At 71.5% G+C, this 21,733-nt stretch carries 22 protein-coding genes and 2 riboswitches; of the genes, 12 read left to right on the forward strand and 10 right to left on the reverse strand.

The features are described 5' to 3' along the window. Positions 1–494 precede the first annotated feature (494 nt). Entirely contained in the window at positions 495–1,310 is an 816-nt protein-coding gene (locus AB0M30_RS45610) for an SGNH/GDSL hydrolase family protein (protein WP_364598377.1), read from the reverse strand. Positions 1,311–1,576: 266 nt separating this feature from the next. Between AB0M30_RS45610 and AB0M30_RS45615 the strand changes: the two genes are divergently transcribed. After that, positions 1,577–2,236 carry a DUF3159 domain-containing protein gene (locus AB0M30_RS45615; RefSeq protein WP_364598381.1) on the forward strand — a complete coding sequence of 220 codons (660 nt, stop codon included), beginning with the start codon at positions 1,577–1,579 and terminating at the stop codon, positions 2,234–2,236. A 101-nt stretch (positions 2,237–2,337) separates the two neighbouring features. Here AB0M30_RS45615 and AB0M30_RS45620 read toward each other — a convergent pair whose 3' ends face one another. After that, on the reverse strand, positions 2,338–3,303 hold the full coding sequence (locus tag AB0M30_RS45620; RefSeq protein WP_364598384.1) for a BadF/BadG/BcrA/BcrD ATPase family protein: 966 nt from the start codon (positions 3,301–3,303) through the stop codon (positions 2,338–2,340). Beyond that, positions 3,300–4,346, reverse strand: a complete 1,047-nt coding sequence (locus tag AB0M30_RS45625) for an SIS domain-containing protein (protein WP_364598387.1) — start codon at positions 4,344–4,346, stop codon at positions 3,300–3,302. Before AB0M30_RS45625 ends, AB0M30_RS45620 begins: the two co-directional genes overlap by 4 nt. A gap of 148 nt (positions 4,347–4,494) precedes the next feature. Here AB0M30_RS45625 and AB0M30_RS45630 point away from each other — a divergent pair, with 148 nt between their 5' ends. Further along, positions 4,495–5,250: a GntR family transcriptional regulator gene (locus tag AB0M30_RS45630; RefSeq protein WP_103336349.1), complete on the forward strand. Its 756-nt coding sequence runs from the start codon at positions 4,495–4,497 to the stop codon at positions 5,248–5,250. Positions 5,251–5,429: 179 nt separating this feature from the next. Continuing rightward, positions 5,430–6,953, forward strand: a complete 1,524-nt coding sequence (locus tag AB0M30_RS45635; RefSeq protein ID WP_364598390.1) for an MFS transporter — start codon at positions 5,430–5,432, stop codon at positions 6,951–6,953. Here the strand turns inward: AB0M30_RS45635 and AB0M30_RS45640 are convergent. Next, positions 6,950–7,900 (reverse strand): threonine/serine dehydratase, encoded by a 951-nt coding sequence (locus AB0M30_RS45640; RefSeq protein ID WP_364598393.1) that lies wholly within the window; start codon positions 7,898–7,900, stop codon positions 6,950–6,952. The two genes, AB0M30_RS45635 and AB0M30_RS45640, sit on opposite strands and share 4 nt — an antisense overlap. Before the next feature lie 147 nt (positions 7,901–8,047). Between AB0M30_RS45640 and AB0M30_RS45645 the strand changes: the two genes are divergently transcribed. Then, positions 8,048–8,797, forward strand: a complete 750-nt coding sequence (locus AB0M30_RS45645) for a hypothetical protein (protein WP_364598396.1) — start codon at positions 8,048–8,050, stop codon at positions 8,795–8,797. A gap of 73 nt (positions 8,798–8,870) precedes the next feature. Here the strand turns inward: AB0M30_RS45645 and thiE are convergent, their stop codons facing one another. Beyond that, positions 8,871–9,530, reverse strand: coding sequence for a thiamine phosphate synthase (gene thiE / locus AB0M30_RS45650; RefSeq protein WP_103336355.1), 660 nt, complete (start codon positions 9,528–9,530; stop codon positions 8,871–8,873). Positions 9,531–9,662: 132 nt separating this feature from the next. Continuing rightward, positions 9,663–9,768: riboswitch (TPP riboswitch) on the forward strand. Between thiE and thiO the strand changes: the two genes are divergently transcribed. From thiO to AB0M30_RS45675, 5 genes are all read left to right on the forward strand, one after another. Next, positions 9,763–10,836, forward strand: a complete 1,074-nt coding sequence (gene thiO / locus AB0M30_RS45655; RefSeq protein ID WP_364598399.1) for a glycine oxidase ThiO — start codon at positions 9,763–9,765, stop codon at positions 10,834–10,836. It overlaps the preceding riboswitch by 6 nt. After that, positions 10,836–11,036, forward strand: coding sequence for a sulfur carrier protein ThiS (gene thiS, locus AB0M30_RS45660; protein ID WP_103336358.1), 201 nt, complete (start codon positions 10,836–10,838; stop codon positions 11,034–11,036). Before thiO ends, thiS begins: the two co-directional genes overlap by 1 nt. 1 nt (position 11,037) lies before the next feature. Next, the gene (locus AB0M30_RS45665; RefSeq protein ID WP_360164013.1) at positions 11,038–11,796 is read left to right on the forward strand and encodes a thiazole synthase; all 759 of its coding nucleotides are present in this window, start codon (positions 11,038–11,040) and stop codon (positions 11,794–11,796) included. A gap of 148 nt (positions 11,797–11,944) precedes the next feature. Beyond that, a complete protein-coding gene (locus tag AB0M30_RS45670; RefSeq protein WP_103336361.1) occupies positions 11,945–12,373 on the forward strand; it encodes a MarR family transcriptional regulator in 429 nt (142 codons plus the stop codon). A gap of 91 nt (positions 12,374–12,464) precedes the next feature. Continuing rightward, entirely contained in the window at positions 12,465–12,590 is a 126-nt protein-coding gene (locus AB0M30_RS45675; RefSeq protein WP_360164011.1) for a hypothetical protein, read from the forward strand. 10 nt (positions 12,591–12,600) lie between these two features. Here the strand turns inward: AB0M30_RS45675 and AB0M30_RS45680 are convergent, their stop codons facing one another. Next, positions 12,601–13,404: an ion transporter gene (locus tag AB0M30_RS45680; protein WP_364598405.1), complete on the reverse strand. Its 804-nt coding sequence runs from the start codon at positions 13,402–13,404 to the stop codon at positions 12,601–12,603. Between the two features lie 78 nt (positions 13,405–13,482). Between AB0M30_RS45680 and AB0M30_RS45685 the strand changes: the two genes are divergently transcribed. Further along, entirely contained in the window at positions 13,483–13,779 is a 297-nt protein-coding gene (locus tag AB0M30_RS45685; protein ID WP_364598408.1) for a hypothetical protein, read from the forward strand. 4 nt (positions 13,780–13,783) lie between these two features. Here AB0M30_RS45685 and thiD (AB0M30_RS45690) read toward each other — a convergent pair whose 3' ends face one another. Then, positions 13,784–14,602 carry a bifunctional hydroxymethylpyrimidine kinase/phosphomethylpyrimidine kinase gene (gene thiD, locus AB0M30_RS45690; protein WP_364598411.1) on the reverse strand — a complete coding sequence of 273 codons (819 nt, stop codon included), beginning with the start codon at positions 14,600–14,602 and terminating at the stop codon, positions 13,784–13,786. A gap of 111 nt (positions 14,603–14,713) precedes the next feature. Between thiD (AB0M30_RS45690) and AB0M30_RS45695 the strand changes: the two genes are divergently transcribed. Beyond that, the gene (locus tag AB0M30_RS45695) at positions 14,714–15,724 is read left to right on the forward strand and encodes a phosphatidylinositol-specific phospholipase C domain-containing protein (protein WP_364598414.1); all 1,011 of its coding nucleotides are present in this window, start codon (positions 14,714–14,716) and stop codon (positions 15,722–15,724) included. Between the two features lie 83 nt (positions 15,725–15,807). Here AB0M30_RS45695 and thiD (AB0M30_RS45700) read toward each other — a convergent pair whose 3' ends face one another. The 3 genes from thiD (AB0M30_RS45700) to AB0M30_RS45710 form a co-directional block, all read right to left on the reverse strand. Next, positions 15,808–16,605 carry a bifunctional hydroxymethylpyrimidine kinase/phosphomethylpyrimidine kinase gene (thiD, locus tag AB0M30_RS45700; protein WP_364598417.1) on the reverse strand — a complete coding sequence of 266 codons (798 nt, stop codon included), beginning with the start codon at positions 16,603–16,605 and terminating at the stop codon, positions 15,808–15,810. Continuing rightward, positions 16,602–18,239 carry a phosphomethylpyrimidine synthase ThiC gene (gene thiC, locus AB0M30_RS45705; RefSeq protein ID WP_364598420.1) on the reverse strand — a complete coding sequence of 546 codons (1,638 nt, stop codon included), beginning with the start codon at positions 18,237–18,239 and terminating at the stop codon, positions 16,602–16,604. The genes thiD (AB0M30_RS45700) and thiC overlap by 4 nt, the downstream gene beginning before the upstream one ends. After that, a riboswitch (TPP riboswitch) is annotated at positions 18,233–18,354 on the reverse strand. It overlaps the preceding gene by 7 nt. 33 nt (positions 18,355–18,387) lie before the next feature. Then, the gene (locus AB0M30_RS45710; RefSeq protein ID WP_364598423.1) at positions 18,388–19,314 is read right to left on the reverse strand and encodes a trypsin-like peptidase domain-containing protein; all 927 of its coding nucleotides are present in this window, start codon (positions 19,312–19,314) and stop codon (positions 18,388–18,390) included. Between the two features lie 205 nt (positions 19,315–19,519). Here AB0M30_RS45710 and AB0M30_RS45715 point away from each other — a divergent pair, with 205 nt between their 5' ends. Next, positions 19,520–21,685, forward strand: coding sequence for a glycoside hydrolase family 15 protein (locus AB0M30_RS45715; protein ID WP_364598426.1), 2,166 nt, complete (start codon positions 19,520–19,522; stop codon positions 21,683–21,685). Positions 21,686–21,733: the final 48 nt, after the last annotated feature.

Raw genomic sequence — 21,733 nt, forward strand, 5'->3', positions numbered from 1 at the left:
GCCGGGAGCCGGGAGCCGGGAGCCGGGAGCCGGGAGCCGGGAGCCGGGAGCCGGGAGCCGGGAGCCGGGAGCCGGGAGCCGGGAGCCGGGAGCCGGTGCCCGGCCGCTGCCGATTCGGCGGCTTAGCCGAGCCGCACAAGCGCGCCGCGGGGCGATCAAGCGCACTAAGCGTGGCTGCCAGCCCCGGTCAGCCCGCCGTGAGCAGCCTCGATATCCGGCCGCCGCGGATTCGGCGACTTTCCCGAGTCCGTAAGGCCGCCGAAAACCAAGCGCTAAGCGTGGCTGCCACTCCGTTCAGCCCACCGTGGGCAGCCTCGATATCCAGCCGCCGCGATCCGGCAGGCTTCGCCGAGCCCCCGCAAGCCCGCCGCGGGGAAACCAAGCGCCCACCGGGGGCTGCCAGCCCCGATCAGCCCGCCGCGAAACCCCCAAACCCGGCCACTCGAGCGCCGCCCCCAGCGGCGATCACCACCTCCGGAAACCCGGCCGAACCCTCAGCTGGCCTGCTGGTGCGGAGCGCTGTCCGGCACCTCGAGCACATCCAACGGCACCAGCGGCGCCAGCTGAGGCCGCTTCGGCGACAACCCATCCCCCATCGACTCGCCGCGCAGCTGCCGCCGGATCCAGGGCAGCAGGTGCACCTTCGTCCACGTCAAATCCGACCGCCGGGAGTCGATCCAGCGGTTCGGGGCCTCCTCCAGGGGCCACGGCTCGCGCCAGTCGCTCTCCACCGGGATGCCCAGGACCTCCGCCGCCTTCATGGCGATCCTGGCGTGGGCCTCCGGGGAAAAGTGCAGGCGGTCGTCGCTCCAGGCGCGGCGGTCGTGCAGGGGGGCCATCGTCCACAGGTCGACCATGCGGGCTCCGTGGCGCTCCGCGATCGCCCAGAGGTTCGTGTTGTAGATCGCCACCTTGCCGCGCAGCACCGACATCACCGACAGGACCTTCGTGTCCGGGCCGTTGAACATCAGCACCGGGATGCCCGCCTCGCGCAGCTTCGCGACGCCCTCCTCCAGGCGCTCGGTGACCGCGTCGACGTCCGCGCCCGGGACGATGATGTCGTTGCCGCCGGCACAGAGCGTGACCAGGTCGGGCTTCAGCTCCAGGGCGATCGGGAGCTGCTCGTCGAGGATCTCGTCGAGCATCTTGCCCCGCAGCGCCAGGTTGGCGTAGCGGAAGTCGCTGCGGCCGGCCGCCAGGACCTCCGCGAGCCGGTCGGCCCACCCCCGGAAGGTGCCGTCCGGCAGGTCGTCGTTGAGGCCCTCGGTGAAGCTGTCACCGAGGGCTACGTAGCTGTCGAATCCGTACACGTGGGTCCCCTTCCCATCCTGCGACCGACACACCCCGACATGTAGTTGTACACCTCAACTAACCATCGGCCGCAATCCCGCTCTCCCCCGGGCGTTCAGCCTGCGGTAACAGTGTCTTATCTTGTCGGCCTTCTCCGCCTCTCTATTACGCAGTCTTCACCTTCGGCATGCCGTGAAACCGCACACTCGAAGGCAAACCCGGCACCCGATGTGGCGAAAATCTCCCTGCCCGGGGCGTGCAGGACGCGATCCGGCAGGCTGGACCCGTGTCCGGAGAACCCCGCGAATCGCTCACGCAGATCCTCGGTGGCCGCCGGGGCGCGCTCGACGCCAGCATCCCGCCCGTCGGCTTCGTCGCCGGCTGGCTCGCCGCCGGGCAGTCCGTCGCCTGGGGTGCCGGTGCCGCCGTCGTGGTCGCCGTTGCGGTCGGGGTCTACCGGCTCGTCCGCGGTGGCAAGGTGCGCGCGCTGGTCGTCAGCCTGGCCGCCGTCGTCGCGGCCGCGCTGATCGCCCTGCACACCGGCCGCGCCCAGGACTTCTTCCTGCTGCAGCTGATGTCCAATGTGGCCAGCGCCCTGCTGTGGGCGGCCAGCATCGTCGTGCGGTGGCCGCTGCTCGGCGTGGTCGTCGGCCTGCTGCTGGGCCAGAAGACGCGCTGGCGCCGCGACGCCGTGCTGCTCAAGGCCTACTCGCGGGCCAGCTGGGTGTGGGTCCTCCAGTACACGGTGCGCGTGGTCGTCTACGGCCTGCTGTGGTCGGCCGGCCAGGTGCTCGCGCTCGGCGTGGCCCGCACGGTGCTGTCGTGGCCGCTCGTCGCGCTGACCGTCGCGGTCAGTGGCTGGGTGCTCTACCGGGCGTTGCCGCCGGAGCATCCCGGCCTGCGCCTGGTGCCGGAAACCCGCTCGGACGACGTACCCGGGGCATAAGGCGGCCCCCGGCGAGGGGGGAGGGTCCGGGGGCCGCTGCCTACGGTACCCGGACTACCCGGGTTCAGTCGACGTTTTCGCGTCTTTGCGCCGCGTTTTGCTCAATATCGTTCCGGCCGGGGCCGTGGCGCGCCCTCGCCGAACGCGTCCACGGCGGCCAGCCACGCCGCCCCGAGCACCCCATCGGAGCTGGTCAGCACCTCGAGGCCGGTCAACCGGCGGCGGACGAGCTCGCCGACCGGGCTGGCCCCGGTGAGCACCGAGCCGACGAGCACGACGGGAGTCGACTCGCCGGGCTCGCGCGCCGCGAGGGCGTTCTCGGCCAGGAACCCGGCCGCGCGGGTGACGATCTCCCGGGCCGCGGGCTCACCCGCGTCGTGCGCCGCGCTCACCAGCGGGGCGAACCGGGCGAGCCGGACGGGCGCCTCCGCGTTGGCCGCGGTGATCAACGCCCGGGACGCGGCCAGCCGCGCGGCGTCGTCGCGGACGTCCAAACCGGACGGTCCCAGCGCCGCGGTCAGCACCGCCGAGGGCAGCCCGTCGAGCGGCCGCCCGCGCCCGAGTGCCTCCAAAGTGGAGCGGACGGCTTCGCGGCCGAGCCAGAACGCCGACCCTTCGTCGCCCAGGAGCCAGCCGTAGCCGCCGGTCGTGCCGGCCAGCCGCCGCTTCCGGATCCGGCCCACGATCGAGCCGGTACCGGCGACGACGACCGTCCCGTCCGGGGCCGGCGTCGCCGACGCGTACGCCACTTCGGCGTCGGCGACCGTCCGGACGGCACACGTGAGACCGATTCGCGTCCACGCCGCGGCGAAGACCGCCGCCACGTCCTGGTCGCTCAGCTTGCTGACCCCGGCCATGCCGACGACGCACGCCCGCACGGCGCCGGGGTCGTGGGCGCCGAGCGCCGCGGTGATCGCGCCGGCGATCCGGCCCGCGGCGACCTCGGGCGCGTGCGCGTTCGGGTTGGCCCCTTCGCCGCGCCCGGTGCCCAGCACCGCGCCGGCGGCGTCGACCAGGGCGGCCCTGGTCGACGTGCCGCCGGCGTCGACGCCCACCGCGAAGCTCACCGGGTCTTGGTCACCTTCAGCAGGCCGCGCGGGCTGTCCGGGTCGCCGCCGCGGGCCAGCGAAAGGCCGAGCGCGATCCGCTGGATCGGCAGGATCTCCAGGATCGGCGCCAGCTCCTCCACCGTCGGGGCGACGTCGATGCGCAGCGCCGCGGGCACCTCGGCGGCGGCCGAACCGACCGCGAGGACGTCCGCGCCGCGTTTGCCGACGGCCTCGAGGACCTCGTGCATCGCGCGGCCGCCGTGCCCGGCGCTGGTCACCGCGAGCACGGCGGTCTCGCCGTCCACCGCCGCCACCGGGCCGTGCAGCAGATCCGCGCCGCTGTACGCGCGGGCGGCCAGGTAGCTGGTCTCGGCGAGCTTGAGCGAACCCTCGAGCGCGCTGGCGTAGGAGTAGCCTCGGCCGGTGGTGAGGACCCGGTCCACGAAGCGGTACCGGTCGACCGCGCGCCGCACGCCCTCCTCGGCGCCGTCGAGGGTCTGCTGCGCCAGTTCGCCGATCTTCTCGGCGTCGGCCGCCTTGCCGCCGCGCACCGCGTCGATCAGCAGGTACAGCGCCATCAGCGTCGCGGAGTAGGTCTTGGTGGCCGCGACGGCCTTCTCGACGCCCGCGCCGATGTCGACGCCGAGCTCGGACGCCGCCCGCAGCGGCGAGTCCGGCGTGTTGGTGACGGACACCGTCAGCGCGCCCTGGCGGCGCGCCGTTTCGGTGACCTCGATCAGGTCGGGCGAGCCGCCGCTCTGGCTGACCGTGACGAACAGCACGTCCCGCAAATCGGGCCGCGCGCCGTACAGCGTCGCCGTCGAGGGGGAAACCAGACCGGCCGGAAGGCCGAGCAGTACCTCGATCAGGTACTTCGCGTACAACGCTGCGTGGTCGCTCGATCCACGCGCGGCGAGCAAAGCGAACCGCGGGGGCCTCTGTGAGATCTTTTCCGCCACTTCGGCGATTTCCGCCTGACGCGCCACCAGTCCGGCCAGGACGTCCGGCTGCTGGGCGATCTCCGCGGCCATGTGCACGCCGGGCCGTTGTTCGGTCATCATTTTCCTCTCCACCTCCGGCATTATGTACCGGACTCAGGCGGCGTCGGTCAGGTCTAGACCAATGTTATAGGGGCGGCGCGTTTGGGGAAAAGGGTACGTTTCTTACGGGGACGTGGCGTGCGATGAGGGAAGACATAGGGAGCCGGGCATGTTGGAGACCACCACCACGGGCGAGGCGGGCGCCGTCGCCGGGCTGCGCGGGCAGCGCGAGCCCAAATACTGGGCGCTGAAACAGCACCTCCTCGACCTCTTGGACGTGCTGCCGCCGGGGTCGCCGATCCCGACCGAACGCGCGCTCGCCGGGGAGTTCACGGTCTCCCGCACCACCGTGCGCCAGGCGCTGGCCGACCTCACCGCCGAAGGCCGCCTGCACCGGGTGCAGGGAAAAGGCACCTTCGCGGCCGAGCCGAAGCTCGCCCAGCGGCTGCAGCTGTCCTCCTACACCGAGGACATGCGCAAGCAGGGCCTGAAGCCGTCCTCGAAGCTCCTCGAGGTCGAAGAAATGCCGGTCGAGGGCGACCTCGCCAAGCTGCTCGGAATCCGGACCGGCGCGAAAATCCTTCGCCTTCGACGACTTCGACTGGCGGACTCGCAGCCGATGGCGCTGGAGACGACGCACCTTCCCCTCGGCCGTTTCCGCGGGCTGCGCAAGCACGTCTCGGCCGGCGGTTCGTTGTACGCCGTTCTACGCGAGCACTACGGCGTCGAACTCGAACGCGCGGAAGAAACGATCGAGACGTCGCTGGCGGGCCCGCAGGAAGCGGAGATGCTCGGCGCGGACGTCGGCATGCCGGTGCTGATGCTGACCCGCCACTCGTTCGCCACCGACGGCAAGCCGGTCGAGTTCGCCCGCTCGGTCTACCGCGGTGACCGCTACAAGTTCGTGACGACGCTGCTGCCGTAGGGCTCGTGAGTGGTAAGGCGGGTTAGAACCCGCTTTGCCACTCACGAGGGCCGGGTTGACGGCGGTCCCCGGTCAAGGTGAAGTGAGAACCTTATTCTGGTTAGGTCGGCGCAACGGACCGCCGGTCGCGCACCTGCGGTGACTGTTGCGCCGACCGACGGCTGAATAAGGTTCTCAGGGTGACTGCCACTGAAGACACCGGGATCCGATGGGGGACCGGCGCCGCGCGCGGTGTCCTCGCGACCACCATCCTCGGCTCCGGCATGGCGATGCTCGACGGCACGATCGTCAACGTCGCCCTGCCCCGCATCGGCGCCGAACTCAACGCCTCCGTCGCGGGGCTCCAGTGGATCCTCGACGGCTACCTGCTGGCGCTCGCCGCGCTGATCCTCGTTGCCGGTTCGCTCGGCGACCGGTACGGCCGGCGCCGCATGTACCTCGTCGGCGTGGTCTGGTTCGGCGTCGCGTCCGGCCTGTGCGCGGCCGCGACGTCCACCGAGATGCTCGTCGCGATGCGGATCCTGCAGGGCATCGGCGGCGCGCTCCTGACACCCGGGTCGCTCGCGATCCTCCAGGCGTCCTTCGTGCACGACGCCCGCTCCCGCGCGATCGGCGCCTGGTCCGGCCTCGGCGGCATCGCGGCCGCCGCCGGACCCCTGCTCGGCGGCTTCCTCGTGCAGGTCTGGTCGTGGCGGCTGGCGTTCCTCATCAACGTGCCGATCGCGGTCGTGGTGGTGCTCATGGCGCGGAAGTTCGTCCCCGAATCGCGTGACCCGGACGCCACCGGGCACCCGGACTTCGGGGCCGCCGCTCTGGGCGCCCTCGGCCTGGCCGGGATCACCGGTGCGCTGGTGGAGGCGCCCGCCCGTGGCGTCGGCGACCCGATCGTGCTGGTCGCGGGCCTGCTGGGGATCGCGGGGCTGGCCGCGTTCGTCGCCGTCCAGCGCCGGTCGGCGGAGCCGCTCGTGCCGCCGTCGCTGTTCCGCGACCGCACGTTCACGCTCTCGAACGCGCTGACCTTCGTCGTCTACGCCGCCCTCGGCGGCGTGATGATGCTGCTGGTCATGCAGCTGCAGGTCTCGCTCGGTTACTCGCCGACCGCGTCCGGGCTGGCCGGCCTGCCGCTGACGGTGATCATGCTGCTGCTCTCGGGCCGCTCCGGCGCGCTCGCGCAGCGCATCGGCCCGCGGGCGCAGCTGGTGGTGGGCCCGATCGTCGTCGGCATCGGGATGCTGCTGATGCTGCGCATCGCGCCCGGCGCGTCCTACCTCGGCACGGTGCTGCCCGCGGTCGTGGTGTTCGGGCTCGGCCTGGCGACGGTCGTGGCCCCGGTGACCGCGACGGTGCTCGCCGCGGCCCCGGACCGCTACGCCGGTGTCGCGTCCGGCGTCAACAACGCCATCGCCCGCTCGGGCGGCCTGCTGGCGGTGGCGGTGCTGCCCGCCGCGGCCGGGCTGACCGGCGAGGCGTACACCGACCCGGTCGCGCTGACGGCGGGCTGGCGGACGGCGCTGGTCATCTGCGCGGTGCTGGCGATCGCCGGTGGCCTGATCGCGCTGGGCATCCACAACGGCGTCCTCGCGCCCCCGGCGGAGGCCAAGCCCGACGATGACTGCCCCCACCTGGGCAAGTGCTACCACTGCGGCGTCGAGGGCCCGCCGACGCACGTCCGCCGCGGCGGGACCCCGGTCGCCGGCTCCTAACCCGCGAGGATCTCGGCGAACAGCGCCGGGTCCGCGTTGCCGCCCGAGACCAGCGCGACGGTCTTCCCGGCCGGCAGCTCTCCGGCGTGGAAGAGGTACGCCGCCGTCGTCACCGCGCCGCTGGGCTCGGCCACCAGCCGGGCCTTGCGGGCGAGGACGCGGACGGCCTCGCGGATCTCGTCCTCGGTCACCGTCACCATCCGGTCGACGACTTCCCGCAAATGGGCGAACGTCAATTCCGACGGTTGCGAGCGCAGGCCGTCGGCGATCGTCTTGGCGCGGTCGGCCTGCGGCCACCGGACCAGCCGGCCCTGCCGGAGGCTGTCGGCGACGTCCGCGGCCAGCGCGGGCTCGACGCCGATCACGTGCGCCCGCGGGCAGCGGGCCCTGATCGCGGTGCCGACGCCGGCCGCCAGGCCGCCGCCGCTGATCGGCACCAGCACGACGTCGACGTCCGGCAGGTCCTCGGCGATCTCCAGGCCCGCCGTGCCCTGGCCGGCGATGATGGCCGCGTGATCGAACGGCGGGATGAGGGTCAGCCCGCGTTCGATGGCCAGTTCGCGCGCTTTGCCCTCGTGTTCGCCGATCGGCACCTCGATCACCTCGGCGCCGTACGCGCGGGTGGCCTCGACCTTGATCCGCGGCGCGACGTCCGGCACGACGATCACCGCGGGCACGCCGTACCGCTGCGCCGCGTACGCGACTGCCTGCGCGTGGTTGCCGCTGGAGTACGCGATGACGCCGCGGGCGCGGGCCGCGTCGTCGAGGGCGGCGATGGCGTTGAACGCGCCGCGCACCTTGAACGCCCCGACCGGTTGCAGGCTTTCGGGTTTAAGCCACAGGGTTTCGCGGGGATCCCAGGTTTGGAGCAGCAGAGGCGTGCGTACGGCGACATCTTCGACGCGCTTCGCGGCGGCCTCGATGTCAGAGATCGTCACCAGTTCCATGTGCCGAGTATGTCAAGAAAACGTTCGACCCGGAGTGTCCATTATGGACATAGAGAGTGGTCCTCCTCACGCTGCGGCAACGAGGGGAGTGCCTCATGCGCCTCAGACGTTGGACAGGGGAGAACACGGACTACCTAGATCGGGATCATGAGCAAGGAGAACGTAGCGGCTTCGGAAGCGAAAGAAGAGAAATCGGGCCTGCGGATCGCGCAGGTTCTGGCGGCGGCGCTGGCGGCGGTGACCGCGGCGCTGCTCGGCTCGACACTGGGCGTGGCGGGCACGGTGGTCGGCGCCGGCGTGGCGAGCGTGGTGTCGACGGTCGGCAGCGAGCTGTACCTGCGCTCGCTGCAGCGCACCCGCGAGGCGGCGCTCAGGGCGCGCCAGCTGGCGACGTCGGGCATCCGGCGGCGGGGACCGGCCGACGAGCCGTCGGACGTGCCGATCACCGACCAGCCCACGGTCCAGCTGAAACCGCCGGAGGAGGAGCCGTCACGGCTGTCCGCGCGGCTGCGGAAGCTGCGCTGGCCGCTGATCATCGCCACGAGCCTGGCGGCGTTCGCGGTGGCGATCCTGTCGATCGTCGGCTTCGAGTCGGCGACGGGCACCCAGATCGGCGGCGGCACGGGCCCGAGCCTCGGCAAGATCTTCACGGGCGGCGGCGGCCACCCGGACCAGACGCCGTCGACGACCCCGCCGACCTCGGCGAACGACACGCAGGTGTCCCCGACGGAGACGACGGCAACGCCGCCTTCGACGAGTTCGACCGCCCCGGCGACGTCGTCGGAGACCCCGACGACCACCCCGAGCACGACGACCGCCCAGCCGTCGGCCTCGGCGCCGGCGACCTCGGCGACCCCGCCGACCAGCAAGGGCGTGGCGACGACGCCGACCCCGTAGCAGCGTCCCCAATGACTCATTCGGGACCTCGGACGTCCCGAATGAGTCATTCGCGGCATCGGCGAGTTCGAGGTCAGGGCAGGCGGGCTCGCAGTTCGCGCGCCGCGGCCTCGGGGTCCTCGGCCTCGGTGATCGCCCGGACCACCACGATCCGGGACGCTCCCGCGTCGAGGACTTCCGGGAGCCGCGGCCCGTCGATGCCGCCGATGGCGAACCAGGGCCGGTCGGGGGTCCAGGCCGCCGTCGCGCGCACCAGGTCCAGGCCCGGTGCCGGGCGGCCCGGCTTGGTCGGCGTCGGCCAGCACGGGCCCGTGCAGAAGTAGTCCACCCCGGGCTCCGCGGCCGCCGCGAGGGCCTGGTCGAGCGAGTGCGTCGAGCGGCCGATCACCACCTCGTCGCCCAGGATCCGGCGGGCCAGCGGCACCGGGATGTCGTCCTGGCCCAGGTGCAGCACGTCGGCCCCGACGGCCAGCGCCACGTCGGCCCGGTCGTTCACCGACAGCAACGCCCCGTGGCGGGCACACGCCTCCGCCAGCACCTCCAGCGCCGCGATCTCGCCGGCCGCCTCCAGCGCACCGGTTTTGTCGCGCAGCTGGATGATGTCGACGCCGCCCGCCAGGGCCGCGTCGGCGAAGGCGGCCAGGTCGCCACGGTCGGTGCGGGCGTCCGTGCACAGGTACAGGCGCGCGCCGTCGAGGCGGGCGCGGATCTTGTCACCGGAGAGGGCGGGCATAGCGGCGACCGTACCGCGCGCGTTGACAATCCGACCGAAGAAGGCCGCCCCGCAAGCGGCAGGTGCGGTTGCCGCGAAAGGCATCCGGCCGTGACTGCGGTTGGATTATCAACGAACGGCACAGTAAGGTGGAGGTGTCCGCACGGGAGCCCGAGGCACGGGCTGAGAGGGAGCTGCCGCTCCGACCGTGGAACCTGATCCGGGTCATGCCGGCGCAGGGAGCGTGATTCCCATGACGAACCTGGCAGTGGTGGGCGGCGGCGTGATCGGCCTGTCCGCCGCGTGGCGCGCCGCGCGCACCGGCCGCGAAGTGACCGTCTACGACCCCGAACCCGCGCGCGGCGGGGCGTCCTGGCTGGCCGGGGGCATGCTCGCCCCCGTCACCGAGGCGTGGCCGGGCGAGGAGGACGTCCTCCGCCTCGGCGAAGCCTCGCTGAAGCGGTGGCCCGGGTTCGCGCGTGACCTGGCGGAAGAGGGCTTCGACCCGGGGCTGGCCGGGCACGGGACGCTCGTCGTCGCCTTCGACAGCGCCGACGCCGGCTACCTGGACATCCTGGCCGGTCACCTGCACTCGCTCGGCCGCGCGGCCGAGCGGCTCACCGGGCGGGAGGTCAAGCGGCTCGAACCCGGTACCGGGTCCGTCCGAAGTGGACTCCACGTGCCCGGCGACCTGGCCGTGGACAACCGGAAACTGCTCGACGCGCTGTACGCGGCCTGCGTCGGCCAGCAAGTCCGGTTCGTGCGCGAGCGCGTCGAAGAACTCCCGGACGCCGAAGCCGTCGTGCTCGCCGCGGGCGCCTGGACCGGGCGGCTGCACCCGCTGCTCGCCGGCGCCGTCCGCCCGCTCAAGGGCGAAATCCTCCGGCTCAAGCCCCGTCGCGGCTGCCTGCCGCCACCCACGCACACCGTCCGGGCCGTCGTCGAAGGCCGCCCGATCTACCTCGTCCCGCGCGCTGACCAGGAGCTGGTCCTCGGCGCCACCCAATACGAGGCCGGGTTCGACCGGGCCGTCACCGCCCGCGGCGTGCGCGAGCTGCTCGAAGGCGCCGAACGCGTCTTCCCCGCGATCACCGAGTACGAGCTGACCGAGACCGCCGCCGGCCTGCGGGCGGGCAGCCGGGACGCGCTGCCGTACCTGGGCGTCCTGGACGACGGCGTCTTCGCCGCGACCGGGCACCACCGCAACGGCCTGCTGATGGCCCCGGTGACCGCGGACGCCGTGGTCGCCTGGCTCGACGGGGACGAGCCGCCCGAAGGCACCGCGGCCGCGTCCCCCGCCCGCCTGCACCAGAAGGAGCACGTGTGATGGAGATCAAGCTCAACGGCGAGTGGACGGCGTTCCCGGACGGCGCCACCGTCGCCGACGTCCTCGACGCCACCGGCGGGCAGCGGCCCGGGATCGCCGTCGCGGTCGACGGCGTCGTCGTCCGCCGCGCCGACTGGGCGGCCACCGCCGTGCCCAAGGGGGCGGGCGTCGACGTGCTCACCGCGGTCCAGGGAGGCTGAAATGGACGAAGCGCCACTGGTCATCGGCCCCTGCAAGCTGACGTCCCGGCTGATCATCGGCACCGGCGGCGCGGCCAACCTCGCCGTCCTGGAACGCGCGCTGGTGGCGTCCGGCACCGAGCTGACCACCGTCGCCATGCGCCGCGCCGACGCCGAAGGCGGCTCCGGCGTCCTCGAACTCCTGAAACGGCTCGGCATCGAACTGCTGCCGAACACGGCGGGCTGCCGGACGGCCGCCGAGGCCGTGCTCACCGCGCAGCTCGCGCGGGAGGCGCTGGAGACCGATCTCATCAAGCTCGAAGTCCACGCCGACGACCGGACGCTGCTCCCGGACCCGTTCGAGACCCTCGACGCCGCCGAGCGGCTGGCCGCCGACGGGTTCACCGTGTTCGCCTACACGAACGACGACCCGGTGCTCGCGCTGCGCCTGGAGGAAGCCGGCTGCGCCGCGGTGATGCCGCTGGGCGCGCCGATCGGCACCGGCCTCGGCATCCGGAATCCGCACAACATCGAGCTGATCGTTTCGCGGGCGGGCGTCCCGGTGATCCTGGACGCCGGAATCGGCACGGCCTCGGATGCGACGCTGGCGATGGAGCTCGGCTGCGACGCGGTCCTGCTCTCCACCGCGGTCACCCGGGCGGCCGATCCCGAGCGGATGGCCGCGGCGATGCGGGCCGCGGTCGTCGCCGGGCGGCTGGCCCGCGAGGCCGGGCGCGTGCCGCAGCGGTTCTGGGCGCAGGCGTCGAGTCCACCTCGGTAGAACACTTGCTTTCCGAGGGTTCCGGGTGGCGGAGCCCCCGGCCCCGGTGGAACACCGCGCCTTCACGCCGAGTGTGCACGGCGAGCCCGTAAGGTGGACGGCACTTTCCGGCGCAGCCGCGGCGGGGTGAGGGCAGAAGGAGCCAGCCGTGACGAGCACATCGGTCCAGGACGTCTCGGGCAGGTTGTACCTCGCCGTGGGCAGGCTGTCCCGGTCACTGCGGCAGGCGGGTGTCCCGGGGCCGGGCCACGGCGCCCTCTCCGCGCTGGCGACGCTGGTGCACGCGGGCCAGTTGCGGCTCGGCGACCTCGCGGCCAAGGAGGGCGTGGCCGCCGCGACGATGTCGCGGATCATCGCGTCCCTGGTCGAGGCGGGGTACGTCAGCCGCGAGTCCGACCCGGTCGACCGCCGGGCCTGGCTGGCGAAGGCGACCGAAGAGGGCGAGCGGCTCGTCTCCGGTGTCCGGTCGACGCGGGTGCAGGAGCTGAACCGGCGCCTCGACCGGCTTTCGCCCGAGCACCGCGAAGCCCTGACGGCGGCGATCCCGGCGCTCGAGGCCCTGATCGCGGACGACTAGGACCCGCCTCGGGTGTGGCGCGCGGGGTGAGCGGGTACTCCGGCGGCAGGCCGGTCGACCGTCAACCGGCACACCTGGGGAGGTGGGCGTGGTGGACTCGACACTGGCCGCGATTTGGTTTCCCGACGGCCCCATGGGCGGCGTGCTCGTGGTACTCGCGCTCGTGGCCGTGATCGGCGGGACCATCATGGGCCGCCGGGCCCGGAAGAAGCCCTGATCGCGGACGGCTAAGCCGCTTCCCGCCGCAGCTCGGCCAGTTCCGCGCGCAGGGCGCGGAGCTCGTCGAGGATTTCCTGGTTGGCCGCGGCCTGCGTTTCGGCCTGCTTCGCCTCTTCCTCGCGGATGTCCTGGCGCAGTTCGTCCTCCATGCCGCTGACCACGACGGCGATGAAGAGGTTCAGCACCGCGAAGCTGGACACCAGGATGTAGACGACGAAGAAGATCCAGGCCATCGGCGCCTGTTCCATGATCGTCTTCGCGATGTCCGGCCACGCCTCGCCGGTCATCACCTGGAACAGGGTGAACAGCGACGTGCCGAGGTCGCCGAAGTCGCCGGGGTCGATGGTGCCGAACAGCTTCGTCGCCATCACGCCGGCCACGAAGATGATCAGCGCGAGCAGCGCGGCGATCGACGCCATCCCGGGGATCGCGGCGAGCAGCCCGGAAACGACCTTCCGCATCGACGGCACGACGGAGATCAGCCGCAGGACACGCAGCACGCGCAGCGACCGCAGCACCGCGAACGGCCCGGTCGCCGGGATCACCGCGATGCCGACCACCAGCAGGTCGAAGACGTTCCAGTTGTCGCGGAAGAAGCCGCCGCGGTAGGCGTGGAACTTGGCCAGCAGCTCGGCGACGAAGATGCCCAGCGCGAGGTGGTCGAGGACGTGCAGGAGATCGCCGTACCCGGCCATCAGGGACGTGGACGTCTCCATGCCGAGGGTGACCGCGTTGAAGACGATCACGGCGATGATGAAGTTCTGGAAGCGGCGGCTCTCGAGGAACTTCGCCACCCGCTCGCGCCCGGTCAAGGCCGCCCCCTGCTTCGGTCAAGGATCAGTAAACCCGTGCGGCGCCAAAGGTATCTTGCGAACGGAGAGGGGAGGCGCATGGGTGAGGGCCCGGACATTCCGCTGGCGCGGCTGCGCGAGGTGACCGAACTCCTGCTGGCGCACCTGGAACGCGCCGGTGCTTCGGTCCCGCTCGAGCACGACCTGTTCTGGGAGCTGACGCCGGAGCAGCGCCACGACCTCGGTCACGAGCCCGCCGAACACACGCTGGGTGCGCTGCGTGAGTCGTGGGCCCAGCTGACGGCGATGGCCGACGACCCCGATCGGGTGGTCGGGTACGGGCTGGTCTGGCTGGCCGACGTCCTGCGCGCGCTCGGGCACCAGTCGATCGGCTGAACTTTCAGCGCTCTTCGGGCGCCAGCCGCCAGAAGGCCGAGACCGGGCCGACCTTGGCGCCCATCGGGTAGGCGTGCTCGACCGCGTGCGAGACGAACCACTTGCCGTAGCGCGCGGCCTCGACCACGGACATCCCCTTGGCCAGGCCCGCGGTGAGCGCCGACGCCATCGTGTCGCCCGCGCCGTGCGTGTGCGGGGTCGGGTACCGCCGGCCCGGCAGCTCCACGAACGTCGAGCCGTCGAACAGCAGGTCCACGCACTCCGGGTCGGCCTGCAGGTGCCCGCTCTTGACCAGGACGTACCGCGGGCCCATCCGGTGCAGCACGACGGCCGCGGTGTGCATGCCCTCGCGGTCCTTCACCGTCATCCCGGTGAGCAGCCGGACCTCGTCGAGGTTCGGGGTCAGCACCGTCGCGCGCGGCAGCAGTTCGTCGCGCAGCGCCACGAGCCCGGCTTCGTCGAACAGCGGCTGGCCGTGCATCGACGCCGCGACCGGGTCGACGACGAACGGGATCTTCGCGTCCCGGCCGATTTCGGCGGTGTCGCACGCCGCGGCGACGGCGTGGATGATCTCGGCCGAGGCCAGCATGCCGGTCTTCGCCGCGCCGACGCCCATGTCCGCCGCCACGGCCTCGATCTGCCCGGCCACGATGTGCGGCGGCAGGTCGGCGCGGTCGTGCACGCCCAGGGTGTTCTGCACGGTGACGGCGGTGACCGCGACCAGGCCGTGGACGCCACAGGTCAGGAACGTGCGGAGGTCCGCCTGGAGTCCCGCGGCGCCGCCGGAGTCCGAACCGGCGATGGTCAACGCCGAAGGGATCATGGTCTTCCCGACTTCTGGTCTAGGCCAATCGGCCGCTTTTGCTTCATCAACAGTCAACCACGGTGGCACATTGTGGGGGCTACTCACCAGTTCACGGGCGAAGGAGCCTGGATGAAGCTCTTCTCGGTGGTCCTCCTCACTGCTGCTCTCACGCTCTCCGGAGCGACCGCCGCCAGCGCGGACAGTCCCAAGCTCTCCCACGTCACCACCGTCGGCGTGCACAACACGTACGACCCGGCGGCCTACGACTACCTCGCCCGGTCCCTCGACGCCGGGTCGTCGCTGATCGAGCTCGACGTCTGGCCGGACTTCTTCACCCACGAATGGAAGGTCAGCCACTCGAACCCGCTGGGGAACCAGAACAACTGCGTCGCCGCGACTTCGGCGTCGCAGCTGTACTCCGGCGGGAAGAACAAGAACCTCGAGTACTGCCTCGACGACATCCGGATCTGGCTGGCCGCCCACCCCGGGCACACGCCGATCACGCTCAAGCTGGAAATGAAGACCGGCTTCTCGGACAACACCGGCCTGGGCCCGGACGAACTGGACGCCACCTTCCGCTCGCACCTCGGCAGCGTCGCGTTCCGCCCGGCCGAGCTGCTCGGGAGCTACGCGACGCTCGACGACGCGGCCAAAGCGGACAACTGGCCGTCCGTGGACGCGTTGCGGGGCCGGGTGATCACCGAGGTCATCCCGGGCACGGTCGAGGAGGGCAACCCGACCGACACGCTGAAGACCGACGTCGAATACGCGCGCTACCTGGTCGGCCTGAAGAACGCCGGCAAACTCGGCGACGCGAACATCTTCCCGACCGTGCACGGCGCGGCCGGCGGTGACCCGCGGGACAAGTACACCGCCGACCTCAAGCCGTGGTTCGTGGTCTTCGACGGCGACGCGAACGCGTGGGTGACCCAGACCGGGCCGTGGTGGTACGACGCCAACCACTACTACGTCGTGATGACCGACGCGCAGAACGTCGCGCCGGCCATCGACGGCCACAACCCGACGGTCGACCAGGCCAACCAGCGCGTCGCCGACCTGGCGAAGCAGCACGCGTCGGTGGTCACCGCGGACTGGACCGGGCTCACCACGGTGCTGCCGCAGGTGCTCGCCCGCGGTTAGCCGATCAGCACGGGCCGGCCGGCTTCGATCGATCCGACGGAGCCGGCCAGCCCGCCGCGGCCGGTACCCGGTCCACGCGCGCTTTACCGGTCCAGCACCCAGAACGGCGAGACCGGCCCCACCCCAGCGCCCAGCGGGTAGGCCTCTGCCACACACCGCTCGATGAACTTCTTCCCCGCCGCCACGGCGTCCGGCACCGAAGCGCCCTTCGCCAGCGACGCCGTGATCGCCGACGCCAACGTGTCCCCGCCGCCGTGGGTGTTCTCCGTCTCGTACCGCGGGCCGCTCAATTCGATGAACTCGCGGCCGTCCGAGAGCAGGTCCACGCAGTCGGCCGTCCCCTGCATGTGGCCGCCCTTCACCAGGACCCACCGCGAGCCGAACTCCAGCAAAGCTTCGGCGGCCGAACGCTGCGAAGCCGGGTCCACGACCGAAACGCCCGTCAGCAACCGGACTTCGTCGAGGTTCGGCGTGATCAGCGTCGCGCGCGGGAACAGCTCCGTGCGGATCGCCTCCAGGGCGTCCTCGCGCAGCAGCGGGTCACCCGTCATCGAGGCCGCGACCGGGTCGACCACGAACGGGCCGACCTCGACCTCGTCCAGGGTCTTCGCCACCGATCGGATGATCTCGGCCGTCGCCAGCATGCCCGTCTTCGCGGCGTTGACGCCCATGTCCGACGCCACCGCCTTGATCTGCGCGGTGACGACGTCGGCCGGGATCTCCGTGAAACCCTGCACACCCAGCGAGTTCTGCACGGTGACCGCCGTCAGCGCGACTAGCCCGTGCACCCCGTGCGCGAAGAAGGTCCGCAAGTCGGCCTGGATGCCCGCACCACCGCCGGAGTCCGAGCCGGCGATGGTGAGGGCGGTCCTCGGTGTCACGGCTGCACCACCGGCAGATAAACCTGGCCGCCGGACTCGGTGAACTCCGCCGACTTCGAAGCCATGCCGGCCTCGATCGCCTCCACAGTGGACAGACCGTGTTCCTCGGCGTACTTGCGGACGTCCTGCGTGATCCGCATCGAGCAGAACTTCGGGCCGCACATCGAGCAGAAGTGCGCGGTCTTGGCCGGCTCGGCGGGCAGCGTCTCGTCGTGGAACGAGCGCGCGGTGTCCGGGTCGAGCGACAGGTTGAACTGGTCGTTCCAGCGGAACTCGAACCGCGCCTTCGACAGCTCGTCGTCCCATTCCTGCGCGTACTTGTGCCCCTTGGCCAGATCCGCGGCGTGCGCGGCGATCTTGTACGTGATCACACCGGTCTTGACGTCGTCGCGGTTGGGCAGGCCGAGGTGCTCCTTCGGCGTCACGTAACACAGCATCGCCGTGCCGTACCAGCCGATCTGCGCCGCGCCGATGGCCGACGTGATGTGGTCGTACGCCGGCGCGATGTCCGTCGCGAGTGGACCGAGGGTGTAGAACGGCGCCTCGCCGCAGAGCTTTTCCTCGAGCTCCACGTTCTCCTTGATCTTGTGCATCGGCACGTGGCCGGGGCCCTCGATCATCACCTGGACGTCGTGCGAGCGCGCGATGTGCGTCAGCTCGCCGAGGGTTTCCAGCTCGGCGAACTGGGCGCGGTCGTTGGCGTCGGCGATCGAGCCCGGGCGCAGGCCGTCACCGAGGGAGAACGTGACGTCGTACTGCCGGAGGATCTCGCAGAGTTCTTCGAAGTGCGTGTACAAAAAGGACTCTTGGTGGTGCGCGAGGCACCACGCGGCCATGATCGACCCGCCGCGGCTGACGATGCCGGTGACGCGCCGCGCGGTCAGCGGGATGTAGCGCAGCAGCACACCGGCGTGCACGGTGACGTAGTCGACACCCTGTTCGCACTGCTCGATGATGGTGTCGCGGTACACCTCCCACGACAGCTTTTCCGGTTCGCCGTCGACCTTTTCCAGCGCCTGGTAGATCGGCACGGTGCCGACCGGTACCGGCGAGTTGCGGATGATCCACTCCCGCGTCTCGTGGATCCGCTTGCCGGTGGAGAGGTCCATGATCGTGTCGGCGCCCCAGCGGGTCGCCCACACCATCTTGTCGACCTCTTCCTCGACCGACGACCACACGGCCGAGTTGCCCATGTTGGCGTTGATCTTCACCAGGAAGTTCTTGCCGATGATCATCGGCTCGGTCTCGGGGTGCTTGCGGTTGGCCGGGATCACCGCGCGGCCGCGGGCGACCTCGTCGCGCACGAATTCGGGCGAAACCCGTTCCCGTGCGGCGATGTACTCCATCTCGCGGGTGATGACACCCTGTTTGGCCCACCCGAGCTGGGTGTTGTGCTCCCGCCCGTCGGCCCAGCCGGCCCGCAGCCGGTGAAGTCCACTGTGGACGTCGATCTCCACGTCCGGATCCGTGTACGGGCCGGAGGTGTCGTAGACGTCGAACTGTTCCCCGTTGGAAAGATCGATCCGCCGCACGGGGACGCGGAGTCCGGATTCGGTCTGCTGGTAGGCCTTGTGCGAACCGGTGATCGGTCCGGTGGTCACCTTTACGGCAGCATGGTTTTCGAGCGTCGTCAACGACTTTCACTCCCTACGCCGGCATTACCCGGTCAGGTTCATGCGGTCGGTGACGCCTGCGAAACGCAAGTCACCCTCTCAGCCCGCCATGGCGCGAGCTCCCGCGTTGGTGTTGTGCCACCGACCATGCCACGCCGAAGCGCGATACTCAAGTCAGGTGACCTCGCCCGACCAGTTCGGCCGGGGTGGCGTAGACGTCGACCATGGCGCCGTTGCGCAGCACGGTGATCGGCAGTGCGGTGCCGATCACTTCCGCGAACAGCTGCCGCTGGATGCCTTGGGCGTCCGAGACGCGGGTGCGCCCGACGGTCAGCACGAGGTCGCCGGCGCGCAGGCCGGCCCGGTCGGCCGGGCCGCCGGACACGACTTCGCGCACCCGTAGCCCGGCGCGCTGCCCGGTGCGCTCGGCGATGTCGTCCGGCAGCGGCGCGGGCACGCCGACGACGCCGAGGTACGCGCGCCGCACCCGGCCTTCGACGACGAGCGTGTCGATGATCCGCCGCGTGGTCGTGTTGATCGGCACCGCGAGCCCGAGCCCGATCCCGGCGACCGCGGTGTTGATGCCGACGACCCGGCCGGCGGAGTCGGCGAGCGCGCCGCCGGAGTTGCCGGGGTTGAGGGCGGCGTCGGTCTGGATGACGTCCTCGATCACGCGGGTGGTGCGCCCCTGCCGGACCGGCAGCGCGCGGCCGAGGGCGCTGACGACCCCGGCGGTGACGGTCCCGGAGAAGCCGAGCGGGTTCCCGACCGCGACGACGAGCTGCCCGACGACGAGCCGGTCGGCGTCGCCCAGAACAGCCGCGGCCGGCGTCGCGCCCCGCGCCCGCAGCACGGCGAGATCGGACAGCGGATCGGCGCCGACGACGTCGAAGGGCACTTCGCTGCCGTCGGCGAAGGTGGCGACCCCGCGCCGGTGGTCGCTGACGACGTGGGCGTCGGTGAGCAGGTGGCCGTCCTCGGCGAAGACGACGGCCGAGCCACTGCCCCGCGCGAGCTGCACCCCGGCGACGTGCGGGGTAACGGTCTTGGCGACCGTGCTGACCGCGCGCGAGTAGGCGTCCATCGCCTCGTCCATGGAGATACCTCGATTACAGCGTTGCAGGTACTACAATCTTGCGCCCGGTTCGGCCGGAAGTCCGTTCGCTGCTGGTGAACCGGCCCGGTGGACCAGTGACGGTCAGTGGTTCACCGGATCAGCCCATGCATCGGGCAGAAATCGGCGGCAGACTGCCAGGCGCCTTTCTGTAACGGTGCAGAGGCGACTTTTCTGTGGGGTTGATATGCGCAAACTCATCTTCGGCGCCCTCGCCGGGCTGCTGGTCACCGGCCTGATCCCGGCGACCGCGGCGGCGCAGGGGGAGGCTCCCGGTGCCCCCGGGACCCATCCCAGCTGGCTACCCGCGAACAAGACCGGTTTCGGGACCGCGCACGACCGGTCCAGCAACGTCTGGTTCACCCTCCAGGGCGGCCAGCTGTCCGAGGTCTACTACCCGGACCTGTCGACGCCCAGCGTCCGCTCGATGGACTTCGTCGTCACGGACGGCCGCAGCTTCGCCGTCACCGACTACTCGGCGAAGTCCCAGCAGGTCCGGCGGACCGACGACGACAGCCTGACGTACGAGCAGACCATCACCGACGACCAGCACCGCTGGCGCCTCCGCAAGACCTACGTCACCGACCCGGCCGCCACGACCGTGCTGGTGGACGTCGATTTCCAGTCGCTCACCGGGCGGCCCTACCAGCTCTACGCGGTCGCCGACCCGGACCTCACCAACGACGGCTCCGACGACTCGGCCGCCCGCCAGGGGGACGCCGTCACCGCGCAGGACGCCACGAACGCCGCCGCGCTCACCGCGCAGCCCGCGTTCACCACGACCAGCGTCGGCTACGCGGGTGCCTCCGACGGGAACACCCAGCTCGCCAAGACCTTCAAGCTCGACCGGTACGACACCGCGGCCAAGGGCAACGTCGTGCTGACCGGCCGGACGAACGCCGACGGCGTCCGCAACCGGCACGTCACCGTCGCCCTCGGCATGGGTGCGAAGGCCGCCGACGCGCTCAAGAGCGCGCAGGCGTCGCAGCGGCGCGGCTTCCGCGACATCGCGCGCGCCTACGACCGCGGCTGGCAGCAGTACCTGCGCGGGGTCAGCCGGCCGCCGTCGTCGCTGAAGACCGACGCCGAACGTGACCTCTACAAGGCGTCGATGCTGACGCTCGCCGCCAGCGAGGACAAGCACCACCCCGGTGCCTTCATCGCGTCGCCGAGCATGCCGTGGCGGTTCGGGAACAACGACCCGGAGTGGTCGCCGTCGGGCACCTACCACCTGGTCTGGCCGCGTGACCTCTACCAGATCGCGACCGGCTTGGCCGCGGGCGGCGACACGGCCGCCGCGAACCGCGCGGTGAGCTACATGTTCGGCACGCAGCAGCAGGCCGACGGGCACCTGCCGCAGAACAGCCGCGTCGACGGCGTGCCGTACTGGACGTCGATCCAGCTCGACGAGAGCGCGTTCCCGATCGTGCTGGCCCAGCAGCTAGGGCGGAACGACCTGTGGCCCGGCGTCCGCAAGGCCGCCGACTTCATCCTCGGGTACCAGGGGCCGAACGGGCAGGCGTCGCCGTACACCCAGCAGGAGCGCTGGGAGGAGCAGGACGGCTGGTCCCCGTCGACCATCGCTTCGGTGATCGCCGGGCTCGTCTGCGCCGCGGACATCGCTTCGCACAACGGCGCGGCCGCCGACGCCGCCCGGTACCTCGCCGCGGCCGACAAGATGAAGGCCGACCTGCCCAAGCAGACGATCACCACGAACGGGCCGCTGTCGAAGGACCCGTACTTCGTCCGGCTCACCAAGGACGCCGACGCCAACGCCGGGACGACGTACAACCTCGGCAACTCGAGCGTGACGATGGACCAGCGCGCGGTCACCGACGCGGGCTTCCTCGACCTGGTCCGGCTCGGCGTCTACCGCGCCGACGACCCGGTGATCCGCAACAGCGTGCGCGTCACCGACAAGGACATCGCCTTCACCACGCCGACCGGCCAGTTCTGGCACCGGTACACGAAGGACGGCTACGGCGAGCAGGCCGACGGCTCGCCGTGGGACTACACGTTCCCGGCGGAGAGCCGCACGACGTTCGGCCGGTTGTGGCCGCTGCTCGCCGGGGAGCGCGGGGAGTACGAGCTGACCCTCGGCGACAGCGCCTCGGCCGCGCGGCGGCTGCGTGACCTCGGCCGGGTGAGCAGCTCGGCGGAGACCATGCCCGAGCAGGTGTGGGACGAGAACCCGCCGTCCGGGCAGACCGGCTTCCCGACCGGCACGCCGAACACCTCGGCGACCCCGCTGGCCTGGACGCACGCCCAGTACGTCCGGCTCGCCTGGGACGTCAAGGCGGGCTCGGTCCTGGAGACGCCTCGAGTGGTCCGCTGCCACTTCCTCGGCTGCTGAGCCCCAAGCGCCCCAATGTGGCCTTCGGTGCGTTCAACGCACCGAAGG

Source organism: Amycolatopsis sp. NPDC051716, from assembly GCF_040681595.1.
Classification (GTDB): Bacteria; Actinomycetota; Actinomycetes; order Mycobacteriales; family Pseudonocardiaceae; genus Amycolatopsis.